This is a genomic window from Brevibacterium sp. HMSC063G07, from assembly GCF_001810665.1.
In the GTDB taxonomy this organism is placed as follows: Bacteria; Actinomycetota; Actinomycetes; order Actinomycetales; family Brevibacteriaceae; genus Brevibacterium.
Window position 1 is genome coordinate 15,736 of record NZ_KV802350.1, and the last position, 25,353, is coordinate 41,088.

General features: G+C 66.3%; 26 protein-coding genes. 19 read left to right on the forward strand and 7 right to left on the reverse strand.

Going from position 1 to position 25,353, the window contains the following annotated elements; translation table 11 throughout:
- Positions 1-54: 54 nt before the first annotated feature.
- The 17 genes from HMPREF2757_RS05465 to HMPREF2757_RS05550 all read left to right on the forward strand — a co-directional run bounded on the left by HMPREF2757_RS05465 (position 55) and on the right by HMPREF2757_RS05550 (position 13,728).
- A complete protein-coding gene (locus tag HMPREF2757_RS05465; RefSeq protein WP_176745894.1) occupies positions 55-444 on the forward strand; it encodes a hypothetical protein in 390 nt (129 codons plus the stop codon).
- A 10-nt stretch (positions 445-454) separates the two neighbouring features.
- On the forward strand, positions 455-1,573 hold the full coding sequence (ftsY, locus tag HMPREF2757_RS05470) for a signal recognition particle-docking protein FtsY (RefSeq protein WP_070574106.1): 1,119 nt from the start codon (positions 455-457) through the stop codon (positions 1,571-1,573).
- Positions 1,574-1,702: 129 nt separating this feature from the next.
- A complete protein-coding gene (gene ffh / locus HMPREF2757_RS05475) occupies positions 1,703-3,295 on the forward strand; it encodes a signal recognition particle protein (RefSeq protein ID WP_070574109.1) in 1,593 nt (530 codons plus the stop codon).
- A gap of 169 nt (positions 3,296-3,464) precedes the next feature.
- Positions 3,465-3,881, forward strand: a complete 417-nt coding sequence (gene rpsP / locus HMPREF2757_RS05480) for a 30S ribosomal protein S16 (protein ID WP_070574418.1) — start codon at positions 3,465-3,467, stop codon at positions 3,879-3,881.
- A gap of 2 nt (positions 3,882-3,883) precedes the next feature.
- Positions 3,884-4,111, forward strand: coding sequence for an RNA-binding protein (locus tag HMPREF2757_RS05485; protein WP_070574113.1), 228 nt, complete (start codon positions 3,884-3,886; stop codon positions 4,109-4,111).
- Between the two features lie 366 nt (positions 4,112-4,477).
- On the forward strand, positions 4,478-4,984 hold the full coding sequence (gene rimM, locus HMPREF2757_RS05490; RefSeq protein WP_070574116.1) for a ribosome maturation factor RimM: 507 nt from the start codon (positions 4,478-4,480) through the stop codon (positions 4,982-4,984).
- Positions 4,981-5,745: a tRNA (guanosine(37)-N1)-methyltransferase TrmD gene (gene trmD / locus HMPREF2757_RS05495; protein WP_070574118.1), complete on the forward strand. Its 765-nt coding sequence runs from the start codon at positions 4,981-4,983 to the stop codon at positions 5,743-5,745. Before rimM ends, trmD begins: the two co-directional genes overlap by 4 nt.
- Before the next feature lie 243 nt (positions 5,746-5,988).
- Entirely contained in the window at positions 5,989-6,330 is a 342-nt protein-coding gene (gene rplS, locus HMPREF2757_RS05500; protein ID WP_070574120.1) for a 50S ribosomal protein L19, read from the forward strand.
- Between the two features lie 57 nt (positions 6,331-6,387).
- Positions 6,388-6,987 (forward strand): signal peptidase I, encoded by a 600-nt coding sequence (gene lepB, locus HMPREF2757_RS05505; protein ID WP_070574122.1) that lies wholly within the window; start codon positions 6,388-6,390, stop codon positions 6,985-6,987.
- Between the two features lie 9 nt (positions 6,988-6,996).
- Positions 6,997-7,668 carry a signal peptidase I gene (gene lepB / locus HMPREF2757_RS05510; protein ID WP_070574123.1) on the forward strand — a complete coding sequence of 224 codons (672 nt, stop codon included), beginning with the start codon at positions 6,997-6,999 and terminating at the stop codon, positions 7,666-7,668.
- Entirely contained in the window at positions 7,665-8,330 is a 666-nt protein-coding gene (locus tag HMPREF2757_RS05515) for a ribonuclease HII (RefSeq protein WP_070574125.1), read from the forward strand. Before lepB (HMPREF2757_RS05510) ends, HMPREF2757_RS05515 begins: the two co-directional genes overlap by 4 nt.
- A 24-nt stretch (positions 8,331-8,354) precedes the next feature.
- Positions 8,355-8,672, forward strand: coding sequence for a DUF2469 domain-containing protein (locus HMPREF2757_RS05520; protein WP_070574127.1), 318 nt, complete (start codon positions 8,355-8,357; stop codon positions 8,670-8,672).
- A gap of 153 nt (positions 8,673-8,825) precedes the next feature.
- The gene (locus tag HMPREF2757_RS05525) at positions 8,826-9,209 is read left to right on the forward strand and encodes a YraN family protein (protein WP_070574129.1); all 384 of its coding nucleotides are present in this window, start codon (positions 8,826-8,828) and stop codon (positions 9,207-9,209) included.
- The gene (locus tag HMPREF2757_RS05530; RefSeq protein ID WP_256278270.1) at positions 9,199-10,479 is read left to right on the forward strand and encodes an ATP-binding protein; all 1,281 of its coding nucleotides are present in this window, start codon (positions 9,199-9,201) and stop codon (positions 10,477-10,479) included. The genes HMPREF2757_RS05525 and HMPREF2757_RS05530 overlap by 11 nt, the downstream gene beginning before the upstream one ends.
- The gene (locus tag HMPREF2757_RS05535) at positions 10,421-11,932 is read left to right on the forward strand and encodes a recombinase family protein (protein WP_256278271.1); all 1,512 of its coding nucleotides are present in this window, start codon (positions 10,421-10,423) and stop codon (positions 11,930-11,932) included. Before HMPREF2757_RS05530 ends, HMPREF2757_RS05535 begins: the two co-directional genes overlap by 59 nt.
- Positions 11,933-12,279: 347 nt before the next feature.
- On the forward strand, positions 12,280-12,633 hold the full coding sequence (locus HMPREF2757_RS05545) for a histone-like nucleoid-structuring protein Lsr2 (RefSeq protein WP_070574135.1): 354 nt from the start codon (positions 12,280-12,282) through the stop codon (positions 12,631-12,633).
- A 273-nt stretch (positions 12,634-12,906) separates the two neighbouring features.
- On the forward strand, positions 12,907-13,728 hold the full coding sequence (locus tag HMPREF2757_RS05550) for a hypothetical protein (protein WP_218079075.1): 822 nt from the start codon (positions 12,907-12,909) through the stop codon (positions 13,726-13,728).
- Positions 13,729-14,003: 275 nt separating this feature from the next.
- Here HMPREF2757_RS05550 and HMPREF2757_RS05555 read toward each other — a convergent pair whose 3' ends face one another.
- Positions 14,004-14,420, reverse strand: a complete 417-nt coding sequence (locus tag HMPREF2757_RS05555; protein ID WP_070574138.1) for a hypothetical protein — start codon at positions 14,418-14,420, stop codon at positions 14,004-14,006.
- Positions 14,421-14,639: 219 nt separating this feature from the next.
- Between HMPREF2757_RS05555 and HMPREF2757_RS05560 the strand changes: the two genes are divergently transcribed.
- Complete coding sequence (locus tag HMPREF2757_RS05560) at positions 14,640-15,371, forward strand: DUF6349 family protein (RefSeq protein WP_070574141.1); 732 nt, start codon at positions 14,640-14,642, stop codon at positions 15,369-15,371.
- 70 nt (positions 15,372-15,441) lie between these two features.
- Here HMPREF2757_RS05560 and HMPREF2757_RS05565 read toward each other — a convergent pair whose 3' ends face one another.
- The 6 genes from HMPREF2757_RS05565 to HMPREF2757_RS05590 all read right to left on the reverse strand — a co-directional run bounded on the left by HMPREF2757_RS05565 (position 15,442) and on the right by HMPREF2757_RS05590 (position 24,829).
- Entirely contained in the window at positions 15,442-16,029 is a 588-nt protein-coding gene (locus HMPREF2757_RS05565; RefSeq protein WP_141750188.1) for a hypothetical protein, read from the reverse strand.
- Positions 16,026-16,532 carry a single-stranded DNA-binding protein gene (locus tag HMPREF2757_RS05570; protein WP_083318971.1) on the reverse strand — a complete coding sequence of 169 codons (507 nt, stop codon included), beginning with the start codon at positions 16,530-16,532 and terminating at the stop codon, positions 16,026-16,028. The genes HMPREF2757_RS05565 and HMPREF2757_RS05570 overlap by 4 nt, the downstream gene beginning before the upstream one ends.
- A gap of 89 nt (positions 16,533-16,621) precedes the next feature.
- Positions 16,622-21,637, reverse strand: coding sequence for a helicase (locus HMPREF2757_RS05575; protein ID WP_256278272.1), 5,016 nt, complete (start codon positions 21,635-21,637; stop codon positions 16,622-16,624).
- 47 nt (positions 21,638-21,684) lie between these two features.
- Positions 21,685-22,242: a hypothetical protein gene (locus tag HMPREF2757_RS05580; protein WP_070574144.1), complete on the reverse strand. Its 558-nt coding sequence runs from the start codon at positions 22,240-22,242 to the stop codon at positions 21,685-21,687.
- Positions 22,243-22,463: 221 nt separating this feature from the next.
- Entirely contained in the window at positions 22,464-24,245 is a 1,782-nt protein-coding gene (locus HMPREF2757_RS05585) for a TraM recognition domain-containing protein (protein ID WP_070574146.1), read from the reverse strand.
- On the reverse strand, positions 24,242-24,829 hold the full coding sequence (locus HMPREF2757_RS05590; RefSeq protein ID WP_256278273.1) for a hypothetical protein: 588 nt from the start codon (positions 24,827-24,829) through the stop codon (positions 24,242-24,244). The genes HMPREF2757_RS05585 and HMPREF2757_RS05590 overlap by 4 nt, the downstream gene beginning before the upstream one ends.
- Positions 24,830-24,953: 124 nt before the next feature.
- Between HMPREF2757_RS05590 and HMPREF2757_RS05595 the strand changes: the two genes are divergently transcribed.
- Positions 24,954-25,304, forward strand: coding sequence for a DUF6907 domain-containing protein (locus HMPREF2757_RS05595; RefSeq protein WP_070574148.1), 351 nt, complete (start codon positions 24,954-24,956; stop codon positions 25,302-25,304).
- Positions 25,305-25,353 lie beyond the last annotated feature (49 nt).

Below are 25,353 nucleotides of genomic sequence, written 5' to 3' on the forward strand. Positions count from 1 at the left end.
CGCCGTCAAGGAGCCTCTGCCCATGTTCTGCAACCGCCCGATCACGGGGTGCTGATGGCTGGTCTGGCCAGCTTTCTCATACTCCTCGTCGGATTGGCGATCATCCTGACGCTCGGCATCGTCATCGTGCTCGCCGTGGCTCTGCCGAGCCTGCGCCAAGAAGGGCGAATCAAACCCAGTTCGTCACAGCGCTTCCGCCTGCCGCACTCGTGGACCGGCTACGACGACTACGGCTTCTTCGGATCAGAGGAAGAAACCGCTCACCTCCCCACGCGCGAACAGGCGGCCGTCACCGCAATGGCCGACCACCACTACGTGCTCGTGCCGCAGCCCAGGCGCCATGCGGCACCGAGCCTGCTGACCCTGCGTCCGCGCACTCGGCACTGGAAAGTCCCGGATACCGGCACGGGGCTGAGCACCACGCTGCAGATTCTGTTCCGCTAGATTGGGTGCCATGGACACTCTTGTCACAGTCGGCATTATTCTGGCCATTGTTCTCATCGCCGCGGGCTTCGTGCTCTTCGGCCCTGCGCGCACCAAACGGCGCACCCCGTCAGCACACGTTCCGGATCTCACTGAGGACACCGCCGAAGTCGAAGAAGAGCGGCGGTATGAAACTCCCACCGAACCAACCACGCGCCTGGCCCGCCTGCGTGCTCGACTGGCCAAGTCCAACAACGTCTTCGGCCGAGGTCTGCTGACCCTGCTGTCCCAGGACACCCTGGACGAACAGACCTGGGAGGATGTCGAAGATGCCCTCATCATGGCCGACCTCGGCGTCGACACGACCGCCGAACTGGTCGACTCGCTGCGTGAAAGGGTGCGGGTGCTGGGCACACGCGATCCCGAACACCTGCGGCCGCTGCTGCGCGAAGAGCTCATCAAAGTCGTTGACCCGACCATGGACCGCACGCTCAATGTGGCTGGCTCCGAAGTTGCTCGCGAGGCCGGAGACCCCGCCGTCATGCTGGTGGTCGGTGTCAACGGTGCCGGAAAGACGACGACCGTCGGCAAAATCGCCCGCGTTCTCGTAGCCGAAGACCGCAGGGTTGTGCTCGGAGCGGCAGACACCTTCCGTGCGGCAGCGGCAGAACAGCTCACCACGTGGGGTGACCGCGTCGGGGTGGAAACGGTTCGCGGGGAAGAGGGCGCCGATCCCGCATCGGTGGCCTACGCCGCGGTAGAACAGGGCAAGCGCGACGGCGCCGATGTTGTCGTCATCGACACCGCCGGTCGCCTGCAGAACAAACGCGACCTCATGGATGAGCTCGGCAAGGTCAAGCGCGTAGCAACCCGCCCCCTGGGCGAAGGCCACGACGTCGACGAGGTGCTGCTCGTCCTGGACGCCACCACTGGCCAAAACGGCATGCAGCAGGCCAAGGTGTTCGCCGAGTCGGTTGACATCACCGGCATTGTCCTCACCAAGCTCGACGGGACGGCCAAGGGCGGCATCGTCGTCGCCGTTCAGCGCGCCCTCGGCGTGCCCGTCAAGCTCATCGGCCTGGGCGAAGGCGCAGACGACCTAGCGCCGTTCACCGCCGAGGGCTTTGTCGACGCTCTGCTCGAATCCTGACAGGCTCCCGGCTGCCGCGCAGCTGGAGGACAGCCGGGGTCGGCGCGCCACTGCTGAGAAGCCGGGACCGGCGCATCGTCTATCCTTGTCTGTTGAGTTTCAGTCCACATACGAAGGCAGTCAGAACCCGTGTTCAACTCTCTTTCCGATCGCCTGACAGCGACTTTCCGCAATCTGCGCGGCAAAGGCCGCCTGACGGAAGCCGATGTCGATGCGACTATCCGCGAAATTCGCCGCGCGCTTCTCGATGCTGACGTTGCGCTGTCGGTAGTGCGCTCCTTCACGGGGCGCGTGCGCGAACGTGCGCTCTCGGAAGAGGTTTCGCAGGCGCTCAACCCCGGCCAGCAGGTCGTCAAGATCGTCGGCGATGAGCTCAAGGGAATCCTGGGCGGACAGACCCGCCGGCTCGAGTTCGCAAAGAAGCCGCCGACGGTCATCATGCTCGCCGGTCTGCAGGGTGCCGGTAAGACGACGCTGGCCGGAAAACTCGCCCACTGGCTGCGCACGGAGGGCCACCGCCCCATGCTGGTGGCCTGTGACCTCCAGCGGCCCAACGCCGTCAACCAGCTTGAGGTGATGGGCAGTCGCGCAGGCGTGCCCGTCTACGCACCACAGCCGGGCAACGGTGTGGGAGACCCCGTCGCAGTTGCCAAGGACTCAATCGAAGAAGCGCGTCAGAAGCTGCACGACGTGGTCATCGTCGACACCGCCGGACGCCTGGGCATCGACCAGGAGCTCATGCAGCAGGCCGCCGATATCCGTGCCGCCGTCAACCCGGACGAAGTCCTGTTCGTCATCGACGCCATGATCGGCCAGGACGCAGTCCAGACCGCAGAAGCCTTCCTCGAAGGAGTCGACTTCACCGGTGTCGTCCTGTCGAAGCTCGACGGCGATTCCCGAGGCGGTGCCGCCCTATCGGTTGCCGAAGTCACCGGAAAGCCCATTATGTTCGCCTCGACCGGCGAAGGCCTGAAGGACTTCGAACAGTTCCACCCGGACCGCATGGCCGACCGGATCCTCGACATGGGCGACATCATGACGCTCATCGAGCAGGCCGAGCGCACCTTCGACAAGAAAGAAGCTGAAAAGCTCGCCAAGAAGGTCGAATCCGGCGGAGGCTTCGACCTGGAGGACTTCCTCAAGCAGATCGGCGCCATCCGCAAGATGGGTTCGATGAAGAAGATGCTCGGCATGATCCCGGGCATGGCCCAGCACCGGCAGCTGATCGAACAGTTCGACGAACGCGAATTCGACCGCATCGAAGCGATCATCCGCTCAATGACCCCGGCCGAACGCGCCAACCCCAAGATCCTCAACGGGTCCCGCCGTGCGCGCATCGCTCGCGGCGCCGGTGTTGAGGTCAGCCGCGTCAATCAGCTCATGGAGCAGTTCGCCGCCATGCAGAAGATGATGAAGCAGATGGGCGGCGGCCGCGGTATGCCGTCGATGCCGGGAATGCCCGCCATGCCGGGAATGCCCGGCGCCGGGGCTGGCGCAGGCCGGAAGCCGCGCCGCAAGTCCGGTGGCAAGAAGAAGGGCAGCGGGGCGGGCAAGTCCGGAAATCCCGCAAAGCGGGCCCAGCAGGAACGCGAAGCGCAGCTGCGCCGCGAGGGCAAAGCACCCAGCCAGCAGGGTGCGGCCTTCGGCGGCATCGACCTCGGTGACGACGAAGAGTTCGACCTGTCGAAGCTGCCCAAGGGCTTCGGCGGCTTCTCGAAGTGAACCCGGTGGAAAGCCGCCGTCTTTTCTGGCACAATAATCTGCTGTACTTGTCTGCCCGCTGATCCCTCTCAGCCAGCGGACAGGCTGGAACACGAGGAAACGAAACGCCGACATCCCCACGTTGCGCGTTCGGATCTTCACCCTGATTGCAAAAGGAGACACCACAGAAGTGGCAGTCAAAATTCGTCTGAACCGCATCGGCAAGGTCCACGCACCGCACTACCGCGTTGTCGTGGCTGACTCGAAGACCCGCCAGAACGGCCGTCCGATCGAAGAGATCGGTCTGTACCAGCCCACCTACAACCCCTCGGTCATCAAGATCGACTCGGAGCGCGCACAGTACTGGCTCTCCGTCGGTGCTCAGCCCACCGACCAGGTCAAGGCTCTGCTCAAGCTCACGGGTGACTGGGCTAAGTTCACCGGCGAAGGCGACACCGCCAACCGGGTCGAAGGTCAGGCTGAAAAGCAGGAATTCGAAGCTCCCGAAGCCAAGTCGGTCATCAAGCCGAAGGAAGACAAGGCTGAGGAAAACGCCGAAGCCGCTGCTGAAGAAGCACCCGCTGCCGAAGAAGCAGAAGAGGCCTGATCATGCTTGCGCAGGCGCTTGAACACCTCGTGCAGGGAATCGTCGACAACCCAGACGACGTTTCCGTGAGGGAGCGCAGCGGCGGTCGCGGTACGACCCTCGAAGTGCGCGTCCACCCTGACGACCTCGGTCGTGTCATCGGACGTGCCGGGCGCACCGCCAAATCGCTGCGCAAGGTCGTCAACGCCATTTCGGGCGACCGAGTGCGAGTCGACCTCGTTGAAGCCTGATCACACTCGCAGTCTTCTAACAGCGCCCCGCGGAGGGAAACCTCCCCGGGGCGCTGTTGCATTTGGGCGCCAATGAGCAGGCGCGCAGGCGGTTGATCTGCACACGAAGACTCCCGTTAGCCGGGATCTGCGCTTCAACCGCAAGGAACCCACCCTCCAGCAACAAAAACTCCCGTCAGCCACCGCTCTTTTCGGGTGTTTTTGTTGCTGGAGGGTGTGCGGGTGCAGAACAGGCCGAGGCGGAGGTCTGGTTCAGCAGGGCGAAACCCCTGTGGGGTGGGGCTTGGCTGCGCTGGTGCCAGGCGTGCCCGGCAACTGCCGCCCGCCGTTACACTGGAGGGGTTCGTCAAGCTGTGAAAGGCCCCTGTGAGTCAAGTTGTCGCCCGCCTGGGCAAACCGCACGGCATCCGCGGTGAGTTCACCGTCGAGGTCCGCACCGATGATCCCGACGAGCGCTTTCTCGTCGGCAGTGAATTCGCCACCGAGCCGGACATCGGCACCCTCACCCTCACCCGTGCCAGGTGGCACCGTGATCGCCTGCTGCTGACCTTTGCGGAAATCAGCGATCGCACGCGGGCAGAGGAAGTCCGCAACACACTCATCAGCGTTGAAGCTGAGGACGACGATGACGACAGTGCCTGGTATGTCGCCGACCTCATCGGCCTTGACGTTGTTGAAGACGGTGCGGTGATCGGCACGGTCGCCGACGTCATCAACAACCCCGCCCAGGACCTCCTCGAAATCACGCTGAGCGCCGGTGCCGAGGCTCTGGTGCCGTTCGTTGAGGAAATCGTTCCGCACGTCGACATCGACGCCGGCACGGTCACCATCACCCCGCCGGCGGGTCTGCTGCCGCAGGACGGCGAATCGTGAGGCTTGACGTCCTCACCATCTTTCCGGACTACCTGAGTCCCCTTGACCTTTCGCTCATCGGCAAGGCCCGCAGGGACGGCCACCTTGATCTGAGGGTGAGCAACCCGCGTGACTACACAGCCGACCGCCACCATACGGTCGACGACACCCCCTACGGTGGGGGAGCCGGGATGGTGATGAAAGCCGAACCCTGGGCCCTGGCCCTTGAAAGCACACTCGAAGGAACCTCGACAACGGCCGAGCGGCCGTTGCTGATCGTGCCCAGCCCCGCAGGCGCTCCGTTTACGCAGAAGACTGCCCGCGAACTGGCTCAGCGTGAGCACCTTGTCTTTGCGTGCGGCCGCTACGAGGGAATCGACCAGAGGGTGATCGAGTGGGCAGGCGATGACGGCCGATTCGACGTCCGACTGGTCAGCATCGGCGACTATGTGCTCAACGGCGGCGAAGTCGCCGCTCTCGTCATGATCGAAGCCATTGCCCGGCTGATTCCCGGGATCATCGGCAATCCGGAATCACTCGATGAGGAAAGCCACGAAGACGGGCTGCTCGAATATCCCGCCTACACCAAACCCGCCGAATGGCGGGGTCGAGCGATCCCTGAGGTGCTGCTGTCGGGAAACCACGCGGCAATTGCCCGCTGGCGCTATGAACAGCGGCTGCTCAGAACGAGTCAAGTGCGGCCGGACATGCTCGAAAAGCTGTGGGACAACCTCAGCCAAAAAGACCGGGCCTACTTGGAAGCGCAGCTGCGCCAGCACTGACAGGAACGGCTGGCGCGGCAGGAGCCGATCGGCTTCGCGAGATCCTCGAGGCCCCGAGTTGGTCAGTCCCGCGCCCGTGCACTAAACTGAGCCTCTGTGTTTGCTGACTGCAGCCTGCCTCGGAGGGCTCGCAAGTCCACAAGGGAAAGCCGCAGGGCCATCCGGCAGACCATCCGCCCATCCGCTTGCCGCGGATAATGACACGCGCATGTACGATCCGGGGCGCGCATGCAGGAGAAACCCATGCAGAAACTTGATTTTCTCGACAAGGCTTCGCTGAAGACCGACATTCCCAAGTTCAAAGCCGGTGACACCGTTGATGTGCACGTGCGCGTCATCGAAGGCTCGCGTTCGCGTGTCCAGGTGTTCCGCGGTGTTGTTCTGCGCCGCCACGGCCAGGGCGTCGGCGAAACCTTCACCGTCCGCAAGATCAGCTTCGGCATCGGCGTCGAGCGTACCTTCCCGGTCCACGCACCCACGATCGACAAGATCGACGTGCTGACCCGCGGTGACGTTCGCCGTGCCAAGCTGTACTACCTGCGCGACCGTCACGGCAAGGCCGCTCGCATTCGCGAGAAGCGCTGAGTATGACGCACTGAGGGCGCGAACCGCCGGGTTCGCGCCCTTTGTCATATCCAGAACATGCACACATCACGCACACGCAGAATCCTGCCCGTGATCGCCTGGCTGGCCATTGCCGCACTTCTGCTGGCCGGCATTCTGCGCGGCTTCGTCGTCCAGCGGTTCACCATACCGTCCGAATCCATGGAACCTGCACTTCAGCCGGGCCAGAAGATAACGGTGTGGCGCATGCCCGCACTGTCAGCCGGCATCGAGCGCGGCGATGTTGTCGTCTTCGACGGTCGCGGCAGCATGCTGCCGGGCACGGGCCCCGGCGGGGTGCAGAACATCGCATCGTGGTTCGGCATCGGACCGAAAGACGTCTTCTACGTCAAGCGCGTCATCGGCACGGGCGGAGATGAGGTCGTCTGCTGTGAGGGCAAACACCTCACGGTCAACGGCGAGGTGCTGAAAGAGCCGTACCTGAAAGACCAGTCCGGCTCCGCCTCGGACATCGAATTCCACGTGCGAGTGCCCGAGGGGCGGGTGTGGCTCATGGGTGACAACAGGCACAATTCGACCGATTCGCGGAACCTGCTGGGCAGGCCCGGCGGGGGAATGGTGCCGCTGAAGCGGATTATAGGAACTGTCCGAGAGTCCGACCTGCGCGGTTCGCGGTAGGATGGCTCGGTGACTGAACGGAAGAAGAACGGCGGCAGGGCTCTGCGGGGTCTGCGTGAAATCGCCATCATCGCGGTAATCGCACTCGTCGTATCCTTCGCGATCAAGACGTTCGTCGTCCGGTCTTTCTACATCCCGTCGTCGTCGATGGAGAACACGCTGCAGATTGACGACCGCATCATGGTCAACCAGCTGCCGTGGAACGAACCTGAACGCGGACAGATCATCGTCTTTGACGACCCGGGCGGATGGCTGCCGCCGGCCGCCGCCGGCACCTATCAGCCGAACCCGATTCTCGAATTCTTGGGCCTCGTGCCCGCCAACGCAGGCCAGCAGCTCATCAAGCGCGTCATCGGCGTCGGCGGGGACACAGTCGAATGCTGCGATGAACAGGGCCGAATCAAAGTCAACGGCCAGCCAATCGACGAAAGCTACGTTAAGAGCGGAACCGACCCGTCGGCCATCAAGTTCAACGTGGAAGTCCCCGAGGGAAGCTACTGGGTGATGGGCGACAACCGCTCAAACTCACTCGATTCGCGCTACAACACCGAATCTCCCGGCGGTCCTTTCGTGCCGAAGGACAACGTGGTCGGCACGGTGTTCGTCATCAACTGGCCCTTGGACCGCTTCTCTCGGGTCAAAGCTGCCACCGACGTCTTCGCCGACGTGCCCAACCCGTGAATGGACTGACCGACCTCAGCCTCGAAAAGCAGCTGTACGACGAGGGCATTGGGCGGGTCATCGGAATGGACGAGGTGGGGCGCGGCTGCACCGCGGGCCCCGTCGGCGTGGGCGCCGTCTGGTTCTGTCTGCATGAGCTGCTGGGCGGGGCTGAGCACATTCCGGCAGGGCTCCACGACTCCAAGCAGATCAGCCCGGCACGCCGACCCGGTGTCGCCCAGTCGGTCCGCGACTGGCAGGAGCACGCGCAGGTGAGCTTCGCCTCGGCTGGGGAGATTGACGAAATCGGGCTGACGGCAGCATTGGCGCTTGCGGGCAGGCGGGCGCTGGCACAGCTTCCCGAAGCTGATCTTGTGCTGCTGGACGGCAAACACAACTGGCTGTCTTATGAACCGTCTCTTGTGGACGCCCACCTGTTTGCCGATGCTGATGCTGTTGTGCCGAAAGTGCGCACATTCATCAAGGGAGACGGGCGGATTGTGACGATCGCGGCGGCGTCCGTCATCGCCAAAGTCGACCGTGACGCACTGATGGTTCAACTCGACGCGCAGTTCCCCGGCTACGGCTGGGCTGGAAACAAAGGCTATCCGAGCCCCGCGCACAAGCGGGCCGTTGCCGAACTGGGGCCCACGCCCTGGCATCGCAGGTCATTTGCCCTCTGAGGGCCGAACACTAGGGTAGGGGCTATGAGCGTCGAGGACTTAGAAGCTTTTGAAGCCGATCTTGAACTGCAGCTGTACCGTGAGTACCGCGACGTCATCAGTCTCTTCTCCTACGCTGTGGAAACCGAACGCCGGTTCTATCTGGCCAACTCCGTTGACGTGCAGCAGCATTCCGACGGCAGGGATGTGTTCTTCGAGGTCACGCTGGCTGACGCCTGGGTGTGGGACACGTGGCGCACTGCCCGCTTCGTGACCAATGTGCGGATTCTGACCTACAAGGACGTCAACATAGAAGAGCTCGCCAAGAGCGATTTCCCCGGGCCCGAGGACCTCGACGGCTGAGGTTGTTTCCGCTGCCGCGGTCGAGGTGGTGGTCGGCGGGGCAATTGGGCTGGTGCTGACTGCGGCTAAGGAGCCTGTGGACTGCTGCCCGGTTATCCCCAGCAGTTTCCATGGGGTGCCGCTTGAAGCGGTCCGCCGGGCACCGTTGGCGGCATGAATGAGCCGCAGAGAAAACCACACAACACCACGCTGGGCGCGCGGGGTGAAGAAATCGCCGCAATCTATCTTGAACGCGAATGCGATTGGATCATCCTCGACCGCAATTGGCGGTGTCGCGACGGTGAAATCGACATCATCGCCTATGACGACGAAGACGTCGTCTTCGTTGAAGTCAAAACCCGTTCCACTGCATTTTCCGGTGATCCGCTGGAAGCCGTCGACTTCCATAAGCTGCGCACCCTGCAGGGCCTGGCCACACGCTGGGTGACACAGCAGAAGGGCTACATACCCAGCTACCGGATTGACGTCATCGGAATCTGCTTCGGGGGCCAAGCGCCCACGCTCACCCACATTGAGCAGGTGTTCCATGACTGGTGAAGCACTGGCGCCGGCAGCCGAAGCTCCCTTCACGCGGCCTGACGGGCCCGGAGACGGCAGTGAAGCCCCCGCATACACCGTCATCAAGCCGAAAGCGAGGGCTATTGGGGCTACGAGCGCGGTTGCCCTGTGGGGACTGTCCGGGACGGTCGTAGCGGTGGAGGCGAGCATCAACAACGGTCTGCCCGGCATCGACATCGTGGGTCTTCCCGACGCTTCGGTGTCGGAAGCGCGCAAACGAGTCCGCGCCGCAGTGTCGAATGTGGGACTGAGCTTGTCGGCGCAGCGCATCACGGTGAACCTCTCGCCGGGCAGCGTGAAGAAAGCGGGCACCGCGTTTGACCTGGGCATTGCAATAGCGCTTCTTGCCGCCGAAGGCGCGGTCAGCCGCGACAGCGCCCAATCGTGCGTGTGCATTGGGGAACTGGGCTTGGACGGTCGGCTTCACCCAGTCAACGGAGTGCTGCCGATGGTGTCAGCGCTTCAGCGGGAAGGCCTGTGCAGAGTGATTGTGCCCAAGGCCAATGAAAGCGAAGCCCGACTGGCAGGCGATGTCGATGTGCGCGGGTGCATAAGCCTGGCCGACGCTGTGAGAGTCCTCGGCGGCCACGTCCGCCCCGTAGACCTCGTGCCAGTGCAGCTGAGCGGTCGGCGCTCTGCCGAGCCGCAGCGGCCGGGGGACCTTGCGGACGTGCAGGGTCAAGACGATGCCCGGTGGGCTCTCGAAGTCGCCGCAGCCGGCGGGCACCACCTGTTGATGAGCGGGCCGCCGGGGGCGGGAAAGACAATGCTCGCCGGCTGTCTGCCGGGCCTGCTGCCGCCGCTTGCCCCTGACGAGGCGGTGGAAGCCTGCTCTCTGCAGTCCCTGGACGGAACATTCGATCCCGATCGCGGGCTCAACGCCGTTCCGCCTTTTGAAGCTCCACACCATCGGACAACAGCCGCGGCAATGGTGGGCGGTTCCAAGCCTGGGATGATCGGGGTGCTGTCAAAAGCCCACAGGGGAGTGCTGTTCCTCGACGAGTCGTGCAATGGAAAGTGCACCTCCTTCTCCAAGGAGGTCACTGATGGCAACGAACACGAGCACGACGGAGCGTCGTCCCGGCCCGAACGCGCGGCCCGGACGAGCTACGCGGTCGGTGGTATACCCGGCGTTCACCCGGACTGGACCGGACGAGCCGTTGCCGGGAACGAGGCCGATCTACCTGTACTTGCGGCTGTCGAAGTACCACAAGGACAAGGCCGATGCGATCGAGCGGCAGCGGCTTGACCTGACCCGGAAGCTGGCAGCAGAGGGCGGCTGGACGATCATGGGCGAGTACATCGACAACGACTCAGCCAGCAAGTCCGCGGCTCGCACTCGGAAGGGGTGGCGACAGCTCAACCAGGACATCAAGGCCGAGAAAGTTCCGGCGTTGGCGTTCTGGAAGCTCGATCGCACCAACCGGATCGCGGCGAAGACGATCGAGTGGATCGCGCAGTGCCAGCAAGCGGGGGTCTATCTGGTCTCGCACCAGGACAGCGCTGACGAGCTGAACACGGCGACGGCGGGCGCCAAGCTGGTGACCGGGATCAAGGCGCTACTGGCCGAGGTCGAAACCGACGCGATGAGCGAGCGACAGCTCGCGTCGAAGAGGCATCTCGCCGAGGCTGGCTTCATCCACGGTGGCATGTTGCCCTTCGGGTGGAAGGCGGGTCCGCGGGTGGTTGACGAGTTCGGCCGCTCCGGGGTCCGGCTGGTACCGCATCCGGTCGAGCATCCAGCTTTGAAGGACGCTGTGGACATGGTGCTGGCTGGGAAGAGCCTCGCTCAGATCGGTCGGCACTGGCAGGAGCAGTACGGGATCACGACTGCGAAGGGTAGGCCATTGTATGAGGGAAACATTCGTCGGTACCTGGTGTCTCCGCGGATGATTGGCTATCGGATGCGGAAGGTCCCCGAGCACCAGCGGGGGGTGAGTGTCGAGCTGTTGGACTACATCGCTCGTGACGCGTCAGGAGAGCCCGTGATTGCTCATGAGCCGGTGTGTGATCGTGCCACGTGGTTGCGCGTGCGGAGGTTGCTGGAACAGGCGAGGACGTCGAAGACCAGGCGGCCGTGGGGCTCACATGAGTGGCTGCTGACCGGTTTGCTGTACTGCCAATGCGGGGCATCCCTGTATGGGAAGCAGAAGTACTGGAAGAAGGCCTCTGGAGAGTCGGTGAAAGCGTTTGAGTACACCTGCCAGGCGAACCGGAGGAACGGCCCGGGCAGTTGCTCGGGCGGTTGCACGGTCAATGCGGAGCGTGCCGAGGCGTTCGTGCTGGGATGGTTCTTCTCGCAGATCACCGACGAGGCACTGGAGAAGGCTCGGGCGCGCCGCCGAGCTGCGCGCTCCGATACGGGAATCAACGAGATGCTCGCTCAGCTCGATGAGGCCAAGGCAGAGAGGGATACTCTCGTCGCCAAGCAGGGCACCGGTGAGTACCGTGGCGCGATGGTGACAGTGCTCCTCTCACTGATCGAGGACGCCCAGGCTCGCGTGGAGTCCCTACAGCGACGACTGGACGCCATGGAGCTCGATGAGATCCCCTTCGAAGATGGGCCGACTCTCATCGCATCGTGGAAGGGTCGCGACATCAAGGAGAAGCGGGCCTATCTGCGGCGGCTGATCCATCGCATCGATGTGCTCCCGATCAAGGCAGCCGTCGAAGAGCGGCTGCAGATTATTCCCGTGCAGTGAGGCTGTCGGCGACGTGCACGGCATCGAGCATCGTCGCTACATCATCGATCAGCTCCGCGGAGGCGGGGTGGGCGGTCCGTCGGAAGATACCGGCGGACCACCCGGCTGTGAAGGCACTGTACGCGCGGGAAGGCACGACTCCGTCGAGGGCAGCGACAGGTGGGCAGTCCATTTCGGCTGACTCTGCTGGCTGATGACACGGCCCGTGGGGCTGGCTGAGCGCCTCATGCTGAGCCATCGAGGTCGCCGCCGCGGTTGACTCGGGTTCGCTGCTCGTGGGTGTCATACCAGACAGGTGCGACGGTTCCCCCGAGCCCTGGGGAACGTGAGCGCATAGACTCGCCCTCATGGGCAAGAAGATCATTGAACAGCTGGTGGATGATGTGGACGGTACTGTCCTTGAGCCTGGGAAAGGCGAGACGGTCACCTTCAGCATCGATTACCGCTCCTACGAAATCGACCTCACCAATGCTCACGCGCAGGAACTTCGAGACGCGCTGGACACGTACGTGAACGCGGCTCGGAAGATCAGTCCCAACCGCGCACCCCGTGCACGGCGCAAGCAGGGCAGTGCCTCGCATCAGCGCAGCGGTTACCCTCTGGCCGAGATTCGGACATGGGCGCAGAAGAACGGATTTGAGGTCTCCGATCGTGGGCGGGTGTCTAACGACGTGATCGACGCCTATACCGCATCTCGCTAATCGCCTTCGACTCGCTTATCGGGCACGCCCTGACGTCGACGTCATTAAGGAGGTGCAGCTGACAAACGCAACCAACCGTTGGAGCAGGAAGCACACAACCTCCATCCCCCGTAACCGGGCCAGTCGAGATCCTCTAACCGGACGAAGGAATCCGGATGCAGCCGAGAACGACAAGCCAATTACCATGGGTTTGAAGGCATGCACACGTCGAAGGTAGAAAGGGGGGCCATGCACTTGAATGTATCAGTTCCTGAGAAGACGCTTGAGCATTGGGTGAGCCAGTACCTCACCTACCGTTACCGGTCCAACGCGGCATTATGGTGGCCCGTTCGGGGCGAGGATGTCGACGTTCAATCGCTTCCCCACCTACCGGGCAAAGCTGTTCAGCTCGAGTTGAAGACCACTACTCCGGGCGCCAAGGGTCGGCACAAAGTCATCGTGGATATCGGGCAGCTCATAGACTACTTGCGGTCCGATGTCCCGGTGTATTACGTGATCCCTCGGCCGACCTGGTCCGGTGAACTCAAGCCCGCCGCTCACAGTTCCGGCGTGCCCGCCACGGATATAGCATTCTCTCGCAGTGGACACAAATGGTGGTTCGCTGAATGGATGATCGTGCTCACCGCGAAGCAGGTCGCGAAGGTTCTCAGTAAAGAAGTCGCCGCCCACGGCAGTACGGTTCGGGGAAAACGTGAAAGGCTCGTGCTTTTCACCGTCGGCCCAAGAGGCCGTGTGACTGCTCGATGGGGTACAGGCGTGAAGCCACCAGTCATCTATGAGTGGAGAGACTTCTGGACGCGGCTGGGCCGGTGCGGGGAGCCAGACTGGCCCCAGGTCGTCCGAGTGCCGAGCGAGCACGTCCAGGGGCGCATGCAGCTGTCGAGAGATGACGTTCGTTCCGCGCTGGCTGACGCGGCCAACTCGATCGATGAAGATGGACGCTTCCAGGGAGAACTCACGGACTTTGTCGCCAGCGAGACCGAGGGATTCCGCATCATGGAACCCGCCGATGAGGTGCCCGATCCATTACTCGATTCCGAGGACGAGGAGCATCGACAGATTGTGTTCCTCGACGCCCGGGCACTACAGAATTAGCAACCGGTCTCTGGCACTGGTCGGGAACGGCTAAATGTGCGGGGAACTTCCGGTTCCTTGCGAGGAATGGTCGTCGGGCAGCTGTGCGCTATACGGAGCCCCTGAGACCCTAAAGGTCGTGCTCGACGGCCCCGGCCGCCCCCGACTCGCACGGAGACTATGGCCTTGCCGTGATCGGGGCGTGCAACGGGGCCCGGCCGCGGGCCAGGAGGCCAGCAGGGTACTGATCAGCGACGTCGCCGATCGTACGGGACTACTAGTCTGGGCCGCTCGTCTCAGTTCCCAGCGTTGACGGGCTCAGCGGTAGATACGTTCGCGGGCGTGTGGCTGTCCTCCGAGGCGCCGCATGTGTCGCGCCGATGCTGGGCGTGTTCGCGGAGGCGGGCCGCGGCGAGGTGGATGAGGCTGAGGGGGCCGATCCAGATGAACTTGAACCCGGAGATGATGCAGATGAGCACGACGAGGTGGAGCAGACCAGTGGCGCCGGTGTCGATGGCGACGGTGCACCAGTAGGCGATCGCGAAGTACGGGATCGCCAGCAGCATCGCGGGCACGCCCCATTTAAGGCCGCGCCGGGTGCGGATGGCGTTGAGGATGAGGTTGCTGGGCAGCCACGGGCTGATGACCAGGGTGTAGCGGGTGGTGATGAACACGCCCACGGCGATGGCGGCGAACCAGATGAGAGCAAGCACGACACAGTCCTTCCTACGTGGACGGCGACGTCACGTATAGAAGGACTAGCCCAAGCGGCTCCTTGGGGTCGTCAGCCACCAGTCGGGCTGGTAGCGCAGGCAATTTTCACTGCCGCCGTGCCCCAGATTTTACCCCGCCCGCCGGCCGAACGGAAGGGCACTGCCCGGCGCGCGACCGGCAACAGTGGTGTACCTGGCCGGTGGGAGGTGACCGGGACCATGGCTGCATCCGATGGGCAGTTGGCGTTCGACTTCGACGAGCTCGCCCGCGAGGAGGCCCGTCAGCATGCCGGGCAGTGGCAGGGCGCACCGCTGCACTTCACCACGGACTACTACCCGCCGAGCGAGCTGGTCGGAGCTTTCGAGCACTGGTGCTTCCTCTACAGCCACTTCGACTCCTACGCCCGCAGTCACATGTGGCATCGCGACATCGCCCACGACCAGCGCACCGAGCTGGGCGAGCACGCCGGGGAGATGTTCACCGCGGAACTACGGCCCGACCACGGGGAGGAAGGGCCCGGCGATCTCCTCTATCAGATGATCTGTGAGCCGTGCGGCTGGCACTCCATCGCGGGCAACGAGAACGCCGCGGTCGAGGCGTGGCACGACCACGCGCTTCCGGGCTGGCGGGATCTTCCCGTGGTCCCCGGCAAGGTGATCGCGCGCACCGAGACCGGCCTGAGCAAGGTCGGGCGCGTCTGGATCACCGAGCGCTACCCGCAGCACATGCAGATACCCGGCGCTCCAATCATCACCGAACGGGCACCGTACGGCACCCGTCACGTACCGGGCCGCTCACCCTGGGGCGGCTGCGACTTGTCCTCCACCGCACTAAACGTTCCGGCTACTCCTCGCGGGGAGGCCGTACGCCTTGAGCGTGCGGTGCCGTCCTTCGACCACACGGCCGGGCCTGCGCAAGGGCCGGTGCGCGGCCGCTCCCTGACCGACTGACACCCGTGGTCGACGCGCTGGCGGGGCCGGCACCAGTGTGGTGCCGGCCCCTCCGGGTTCGGGGTGTGGGTCAGGTGATCTCGCCGGTGTCCGGGTTGATGCGCTGGTAGACCGCTTCCTCGGCTTTCCGGCGCCGTTCGACATCGTCGAGGACGAAGGCGACGAAGTCCTCGTCCCGATCGGTGATCGGGGTCTCCTCGATCGGCCCGGCGGCCTCTTCGCCCGGCCAGGTCGTCTGCCGGGTGGGCCGGTCGCGGTCAAGCCGGGTCCCGGAAGCGGCGACCCAGTCGCGCAGCCGCTGGCGGGCATCGGCAAAATCCCTGTGCCAGCCCAGCGCCGCGCTCCCGTTCTGCTCCGGGTCGTAGGCGCACAGCCAGTGCGTGTGCAGCGCGGAAAGTTCCCACACAAGTTCGGCGTGGCGGTGCCACATCGGTGGGATCACCGAGGCCGGGAGTCCGTAGGTGTGGCGGAGCCAATCGACCCAGGCGTTGAGCTCGAGCCAGGCGAACTCCGCCTCGTCCGCGCGCAACAAGTTCCAGTTGACCGGGGCCGGCGGGTCATCGGCCATCGGTGCCGGGCGAGGCTGGGTGAACTCCTCCCCGTCGAAGGGCCCCATGGGCGGGGTCTCGTCGTGCGGGTCGTCGTGGTCGGTGCTCATCGTCCGACCACCGCGCTCGGTGGTGCCTGTACTGGCCGCTGGGGCGGGTCGAAAGCCTGCCCGGCGTTGTCCACCGTGGCGGGTTGCCGCTGCGGGGCCTCCTGGGCCTGGGAGCGCTGGGGTGGCGTCCGGTTCAGGCCCTGGCCGGGCCCGGAGGCGTTCGGCCAGGTATGGCGGATGACATCGGCGACGAACTCCTCTTCCCGGAGCGTCCCATCGTGTCCGGGCTCGGGGGTGTGCTGGTAGCCGGAGGCGAGGAACGGGTCGCGCTTGTTGAAGTTCTGGTAGGCATATTCGGCTTCCTGACCGAAGATGACCAGGTTGTGGAACGACGGCGGCAGCCGCGTCCAGGACCCGTCCTCCTCCGGCCGGGAGTGCAACTGCTTGAACCGGGCGTAGAAGCGGGCGATGCCCGTCTTGCCGTAGGTGAGCTTCGGTTCGGTGGCGATGTAGCCGCGCACCGAGGTGCCGGTCTGCATCTGCGCCTGCTGTGCGTCCATCATGTCCTCCTGATCCGTACGACCCCGGCCGGTGGCCTGCGGGGGTGACGACAGGAAGGTGCACGCACGCTCCCCGGCACCGCCGCGTCCCGTTAGAAGTGATGCGTTGGCGGGTCGGGCCGGTGTCCGGGAGGACGGGTGGGCTCGGCGATCGAGGCGGGCTCGCGGTGCGGGTTAGGGTGCACGCCCAGGGCAGGGCGATGGCCGCGCACCGCCTCGACCGTGAGACCGGCCTCGTCAGGGGGCGGGGGCTTGGGCGGGCTGGTCTCGGCTGGGCCCTGGTGGGTGACGTCGTCGTTCATGGTCGCCAGCTGTGTCTGCACCCGGTCGAGATCGGCTTCGGCCGTGGCAAGGGCCTCGGCGTGGCGGAAGGGCTCCCCGATGCGCTGCCCGGCCTCCGCGGCGGCCTCGCGCGCGTCGTCGAGGTCGCGCTGGGCGTGCTCCAAGAGCGTGGGGATGCCCGCGGCCCGGTTCTCGATGCGCTGGATGAGCCCGATGCCACCGTCGAGGAACCCCGACCGGCTCATGACGAACCCGGTGCGCGGTACACCCGCGAGTTCGACCTCGACATGCGGTTCGTCGCCGAGAGCAGGCCGGGTGGAGACGGTGACGTCAAATCCCGAGACCTGGCCGAGGACCCCGAAATCCCGGGCGGCGTACTTCGGTGCCCAGGTCAGCCCCGAACCTTGCGCCCAGGCACCCACCGCCGTCGCAGCATCGGCGCGGGAGTCGTAGACTCTGTCGCCGATGCGCATCCGGAACCGGTCACCGGAGGTGTCGGCGACCTGCGGGAGTGCCGCCTGCAGGCCAGCGATGTCGTGCTCGGCGCGGCGGGCGTCCTCACTGGCCCGGTCGCGAGTGTGGGCGAGCATCGCCTGGGAGCGGTGGTGCGCGCGCTCGAGGCGCCGCAGCCGGGTGACCTCGGTCTGGATCGTGGCATGCTCGAGCAGCAGCGGGTTCCCGCTGGAGATGGCTTTGGCCTCGGCCGCCGACAGGGCCGAGGAGTCGATCTCCTCGATCTCGCGGGCATCGAGGCTGCCGCGCATGATCTGGGCGATGAACCTGGCTTTGCGCTCCACGCCCTGCCACATGTAGGAGTCGAAGGAGCGCTCGGTGACGAGCCTGACGATCGCGACCTGCTCGTTCTGGTTGCCCTGTCGCAGGATGCGGCCTTCGCGTTGGGCGACGTCGGCTGGCCGCCACGGGCAGTCGAGGTGATACAGCGCGAGCGCGCGATTTTGCACGTTCGTGCCGACACCCATTTTCTCCGTCGAGCCGATCAGCACGGCGATGTGGCCGGCGCGTGCGGCAGCGAAAAGTCTGGCTTTCTCGACGTCGGTCTTGGCTTCGTGCATGAACCGGATCGACTCGCCGGGCATGCCCCGCATCACCAGTTGCGCGGCGAGCTCGTCGTAGGCGTTCCACCGGTCCGGGTGCGGGGTGCCGATATCGGAGAACACCAGCTGCAGGCCACCGCGTACCGGTGAGGGCTCCCCGGTGGACGGGTCGAGGTACTCGCGGTCGCGGGTGGCCTGCCAGGTGCCGGCGATCATGTCCGCGGCGACGTCGATCTTCGTCGGCCCGGTCGGGTCCTGCGGCAGGACCATCCGGATGTCGAGCGCGGCTTTTCTGCCGTCGGTGGAGATGACCAACATGTTGTCGTCGCTGGGTGATACGGCCCGTGAGGCGACTTTCTCCGCGCGGGTGCCGAGCTGGGCGACGAAGTCTTCGAGTTCGACAGTGGGTGGGACCGGGATCGTGGCCGGGACGCGTTGCCCGTCCTCGCGCGCGGTGATCTCCGGTACCGGCAGCTGGAGGTCTTCTGCGGTCTTGACATCGGCGAACACGCTGAAGATCCGCAGCATCTCGGGGACATTGGTGAACTTCGCGAACCTGGTTTTCATCCGGAAGTTCGTGCCGGTGGGGTCCATCTCCATCTGCGTGATCGTCTGCCCGAACGTGGCCGCCCACGCATCGAAGGACTCCACCCCGGCGGCTTCGAGGAGGTCCGGGCGCATGTAGCGTTCCATGACGTAGGCCTCGGTGATGCTGTTGGCGATCGGGGTGGCCGTCGCCCCGGTCACGACTCGCTCCTTGCCCTGGGAGCGGAGGTATTCGAGCTTCATGTGCAGATCGGATGCGCGTGCGCTGCCCTCGATCGCGGCATCCCGGATATTGGATTCCGTCGAGAGGTTCTTGTACATGTGCATCTCATCGATCACGACGTAATCGATGCCCGTATCTTCGAAGGACACGCCCTGGTCCCGGTCGGTGTCCAGACGCGACTTCAGCTTGTTCTCCAAGCTCAGCAGCTTGCGCTGGATGCGCTTGACGCTCATCGCGTCCTCGCCGGTGGCATCTTCGAGGACCCGGCGGACCTCGTCGATCTGCGCCCGCAGGTAGGCCTGCTGGGTCTCCTCCCGCAGGCCGATCTTCGCGAACGCGCCCTGGGTCATGACCACCGCGTCCCAATCGTTGGCGGCCGCCCGCGCGACGAACTGCCGCCTCTTATCCGCGGCGAGGTCTTTGGTGGACGCGGCGAGGATGCGGGCCCTCGGGTAGATCTGGAGCCATTCCCTCCCGACCTGTTCGAGCATGTGATTGGGCACCACGACGACGGGTTTGCGCACCATCCCCATCCGCCTCATCTCCATGGCACCCATGACGAACTCCGCGGTCTTGCCCGCCCCGACCTCATGGAACAGACCCGTGGCGGGCTCCGCGATCATCCGGGCGACCGCGGCCCGCTGATGCGGGCGGGGTGTGAACGACTCCGCGACCCCGGGCAGGGTGAGGTAGTCCCCGGCATCGCTGTAGTCGCGCAGCACGATCGAGTTGAAGCGGCGGTTGTACTCCTCGACGAGCGCCTGGGCGCGGGCGGGGTCTTCCCACACCCATTCGCTGAAGCGTTCCTGGAGCTGCTCGGCTTTTTCCTGCGCGGCGACGGTTTCGACCTGGTTGAGCACGGGCCGTTTACGGCCGTCGGCGTCTTCGATCTCGTCGTAGACCAGCAGCGTCTTCTGCTCCATGAGCGCCTGCGCGATGTCCGAGGCCGGCCGGCGTTCGGTGCCCCACTCCGAGGTCGCCAGCAGGCCCTGCCGTCCGCCGCGGACCTCCCACATCCCGCTCATCGGGTTCTCCACGCGCACGTCCGGGGCACGCAGCAGTTCGCGCAGGAACCTCTCGTGGATCTCGGCGCTGATCCACACCGCCCCGAGGCGGGCGGTGATGTCCTCGACCCCCAAGGGGTCCGGCAGCACCGCGGTCAGCGCCTCGACGTTGGCCGTGAAGGAGGGATCGGTCTCGGCGCGGGCGTGGGCGGCGTCGAGCTTCGTGCGCACGTCACCGGAGAGGTAGGCCGGTGCGTGGACGAGCTCGTCGGTGGCCGGGTCGGTGAACACCAGCCCGGTCAGGGCCTCCCGGGCCTCGGTCTCGTCCATGCCGAGCATGTCCGCGACCAGTGGCAGGTCGATGCTGCCGGTGCGGTCGAGGGACACGGCGATCGCGTCGGCCGGGGTCTCCACGCCCTGGACCTCGGTACGGGGCGCGACCACCCGGCGGGAGAGGATCTCTGCCGGTGTGGCGGTCTGGTCGGTGTCGTCGAAGTTCTCCAACGCCATGACCAGGGGCCCGAAAGGGTCGCCGCGCAGCAGCCGGATGGCGCGGGGGATGATGCGGGCATGGGTGTCCTCACCGGCGTCGTTGGTCCTGCCGGACCGGCGCAGCGTGTACCTGTTCAAGGGCCCGTAGCGTCCGAGGTACTTCTGGTAGGCCCGGCGCAGGTCCTCCCGTGCGGTGGTGATCTCCGCGGTGTCCTCGGCGGTCGCGGCCTCGGCTTCCAGCAGGCTGGTCGCCGCGTCCCGCAGCCCCAGCAGGGCACGCAGCTCCGTGGTGGTGCTCTTGGGGACCTCGAGCGGTTCGATGCCTCCGGCGGTGACGGTGCCGAACCCCGTGCCGGTGCCGACGATGCTGCCATCCCACCGCTGCGGCGGCGCCGGTTGGCGGGCCACCGGGCGCATCGCCCGCTCCGGTGGGGCGTCGGTGAACGTCAGGCCGGTGCGGCGGGCGGTGAACGTGATCTGGTCGAGGACATCGGCCAGATCAGCGTCGACCCGGTCCACGTCGCCTGTGACCGTCAGTTCCTGGCGTCCGAACTGGCCGGTGTCCGCGCCGATCTGCCCGAGAACATGCTCCGGATGCTGGTCGAAGTAGCGGTTCATCCGTAGGGTCTGCCCGTCCACGGTGATCGGGGTGACGGTCTCCCACAGATCATCGAGGACCGGTTCCCCCTCCTCGCGGCGGCGGAAGAGGAGCAGGTCGGTGACCACATCCGTGCCCGCGGTGCGCCGGTGAGCCCCGGCCGGCAGCCGCACCGCGCCGACGAGGTCGGCCATCAGGTTCATCTCCCGGCGTGCTCCCGGGTTCTGGGCATCCATCGTGTACCGGGAGGTCAGCACCGCCACCATCCCGCCCGGACGCGTCAAGGCCAGGGACTTGAGGATGAAGTGGTTGTGCATCGAGTGCTTGTGCGGGTTGTGTACCCGGTCGTGCAGCGCCACGTCGGCAAACGGCACGTTCCCGACCGTGAGGTCGAAGCCGCCCTCCGGCAGGCGGGTGTCGGCGAAGGACTCGGTGCGGATCTGCGCGTGCGGGTAGAGGGCGCGGCTGATCTGCGCGGTCACGGGGTCGAGCTCGATACCGGTCATCTGCGCGGTCTCGGGGGCCAGGCCGATGAACGTGCCCAGGCCACTGCCGGGCTCGAGCACGCGCCCGCCCCGGAACCCGAGCGCGTCCAGGGCGCGCCACATCTGTGTGGCGAGGGCCGGGTCGGTGTAGTGGGCGTTCAGCGTCGTCCGGGCCGCTGCCTCCCACTCCTGCTCCGAGAGCAGGCCCCGCAGCTGGTCCCGCTCCGCCTCCCAGCCGGGTTTCCCGGTATCGAAGACGTCGGGGACGGCACCCCACGAGGACCAGCGTGCCAGGACCTGCTGCTCCTCGGCCGTGGCGGCGCGGTCCTGCTCGGTCAGCGTGCGCGCGAGCCGGATCGCTGCGATGTTTGCCTGGAACCGGGCCTTCGCCCCGGACGGTGCCAGCTGGTCACGGGAGGGCACGAACCGCGGCACCCCCACCACAGGGGGAGGTGGTGTGGGGGTGTCGGTTACGGGGTGCCGGTCACCTCGCGGAGGAACCTCACGTCCGCTGCTTGCCGCAGCACCTCCTGGTGCTCCTGGGCGTACTGGCCCGGGATCTCCGCTGCCAGCAGGCCCTCCAGGAACCACATCGGGATCGCCCAGTCGAGGGCCTTCTGCTCCAGCTCGACCTGGGAGTACTGCGGGTACGGGGAGTCCTGGGTCCGCTCCGCCCACGAGATCAGGTTCTCGTCGGCTGGTCGGGTCTCCTCCCACTCCTGCCGCGCCTCGTCCAGGGGCAGGCTCGGGTCGTGGATCCAGGCCAGCTGGCTCATCACGACCTCCTCCGCGATCTGGTGCGCCGTCATCCGGCGCGAGACCTCCTGGAGATAATTGTCCTCCCTCGGGCTCTGTTTCTCCAGGCCCCAGATCCGGTCGTTCTCCAGCCGGGTCGACAGCTCGGTCACCTGCGCCTGGATCTCCTGGCCTAGCTGGGTGAAGAACCAGCTTGGATCCTCCATCGCTGCGACCCGCTCCGGGGCGTGTGCCCTCCAGTGCTCCATCGCCCGTGCCCCGTACTGGTTCATCACTGTCCTCCCGCGGTGTCTCGGTGGGGGTCTGTCCGGCCTCGGCGACGGCGGCATCGGCCTCGGCCTCGCCGAGGCCCCACAGATCGAACTCCAGCTGACCGGGAGGCGGAGTGCGGCGGCGCCGGGCCATCACCACCACCCCCGCACGCCCGGCAGCCGACCGCCCCTGCCCGCTGGTGACCGGTGGGCGGTGGTGGTGTGGGTGGGTGCTTCGGGGGTCATGAGGCGGGGTCCTCGAGCAGCGCCTCGATCTCGGTCCGGTCCTGCTTGAGCTGGTCGGCATCCGTACGGGCCGGCCACGGCCGGAGATCCGTGATGATCGGTGGGGCCGAGCGCAGCAGGGTCACCCCGGTGCCGAAAGGCAACATCCGAATCCGGTCCGGGGGCATGACCGCGACCCGGCGGATGGAGCGCTGGTTCGACCGTGACCCGTGATCGCCGAGTGTGACGGAGTCGGTGTGCTCATCGCGCTCACCGATGAGCGTGGACAGGTCCTGCAAGTCTCTGCTGTTGGAGGCCCCGCCGAGGATGATCTTCACGATCGCGGCATCCCAGATCGCCCCGGCCTGGGCTTCGTTCCACTTGTCTCTGGCCTGGGCCAGGGATTGGAGCACCGGCATCGTGGTGATGCCCGTGCCTCCGCCCTCGGCCATCAGCGTCGGCAGCGACGGCAAGGGGCTCAGGTTCCCGATCTCGTCGAGGGCCAGCAGCAGCGGCGGGTCCAGGCGGGCGCCCGGGGACCGGGCGGCCATGCGGCGGGCGACCTCGACGAGATCCTCGACGAGCGCCGCCACCAGCGCCGCCGAGGCGCCTGCCCCGGCACCGGTGGCCAGAAGGTAGAGGGTGCCCTGGTCGCGGATGAACTGCGCCGGGTCGAACTCTTCACCCTCGCCGGGGCTGACCGCATCCAGCACGCGCGGATCGGCCAGGGCCGACAGGGCCAGGGACACGCCCTGCCAGATGCTGTCGCGGGTGCGGGGGTCGGCGTCGATCATCGACTCCAGGGAGTCCGCCCACCCCTCTGCGGCGCCGGAGTGGTTGGTGAGGATCGCGACCGCATCGGAGGCCGCCGTCGGGTCCAGCGTCCACCGGAACAACTCCGAGGACGGGCGATGATCGAGTGCGGCGGCGTGCAAGAGTGCTTGCAGCGCGGTCTTCGTCTTGCCTTCCCAGAACCCGCCGGACTCGACCCCTCCCGAGCCGAGCCCGGTCGAGGCGGCCAGGCCCGAGGCACGGATCATCGCGGTCAGCGGGTCCGCGCAGCCCCGGATCGGTGACCAGCGCAGGCCCGCGGGCAGGCCCTCGGCCAGGTGCTGCGGATCGAACACCGCCACCGGGCCGCGCCGCTGCCTGGCCCGGAGCGTGGCAGTCAGATTGTCGGGGCGGGTCGAGGTGGCGATGACCGCACCGGGGGCGTCCAAGATCGCGTTGATGACCACATGCAGGCCCTTGCCGGATCGGGGCGGGCCGAGAACCAACATCGAGTCCTCGACCGAGGCCCACACCTGGCGGCCTTTCGACCGGCCCAGCAGATACCCCACCTCCGCGGGAGTGGGCGTCTCCAGCGAAGGGCGCAGCGTCCCGGCCCGCTTGAGCAGGGCCTGGGAGGAGGCGCTCTGGTCGATATCGCGCCGGTTGGCCGCGCCGGCGACCTTCCGAGGGTCGGTCTCGACCTGGTGGACATGGCGGCGCACCCGTACCCAGGTCCACCCGCCGAGCGTGCCGAGCCCGACCAGCACCACCCCGGTGACCAGCCAGTACCCGAGCGTGCTCAGCCCGGCCGCGTCCAGGGCTCGGGCGGGGTCTGCCGGGTTGAGCAGCACGGCGGCACCGGCGGCCAGTCCGGCACGCGGTTGCGGTGCGCCGGTGAGGAACGCGGTGATCGACCCGCCCAGGCGCAGGATGAGGGTGAGGCCGAACATTCCGATCAGCGCGATCATCGCGGCGTTGGTCAGCTCGTCCCCGAAGCTGCCGGCCTGGCGGCCCTGCGGCGAGCTCACGACAGCGCCTCGACATGGACGGCGCCCGAGACCCGCCCGACCAGGACGACCTCCCCGGCCTCGCGCAGTCCCGCACGCGCGATCACCGCCCGGGCCCGGCCCTGCCCGTCGGCCTCCGCGGTCCCGGTGATGATGGCGATGGCGATGTCCTCGCCGGGCACGAACCCGGTCGCGGTGACCTCGACATGCCGGGTCGGCTTCGCCTTCTTCGGTGTCGCCGGCGGTGAGGCCGTCGCCGGGGGCTCTGGTCGGTGTCGGGCGGCGTGGACGATGTCGGTGAACGCGGTGCCGTCCGTTTCGTGGACCTCGATCCGCACCGGCACGCGACGCTCGTCGGTGACCGTGTCGAGCAGTTCCCCGAACCTCGCCCGCGTCCAGGGTCTCTTCGGCGAGCGGGGTGGGAGGTCCTTTCCGTCGACGGTGACATCCAGGGTTCCCGCGTCCGTGGCCGTGATGACCACGTGCGGGAGCACCGGCGGCACCGCGGGCAGATCCGCCTGCTCGGAGCCTCGCGTGCCCGTGGCCTCGGGGTCGTCGGTGCTTCTCCGGTGCCGGTGCTTCCTGCCGGGTTCGTGTGTGCTCATGACCGCAGGTGCGCACCCAGGCACCCCGCGCGCCCGATGGCCTCATCGTCTGGTCAGTAGCGGGCGCGTTCATAGGTTCTGCCGCGGGCACGGTGCCGGTGGCAGAACAGGAGAATCGATGACTATGGACAACGCCGTACCCGGGCCCGCGTGGCTGCGCGAGTCGTGCCCGTCATGGTGCACCGGCGATCACCACCGGCAGGTCCTCGCCGCTGACCGCGGCCACTTCGGGGAGCTGTGCGAGGTTCCCGCGATCACCCGTCGCTACCGGCATGCCTCCGACTGCGATCCGGTCCCGATCGTCGACGCTGGTGCGCTGGTCCTGGCCGCCAGCCGTGGGATCGGGGCCAGAGACACGTGGGTGGCGATCGGCACCGAGCACGAGCGCATCGAGGTCACCCTCGAGAGCGCGCTGCGCCTGCTGGACCAGCTGGCCGTGTTCCTGAACGGGCTCAACCCCGCCACGGACAGGTGAAGCTAGTGCGGGCCGGGCACCTCCCTGCTGGGGTTCCCGGCCCGCACCC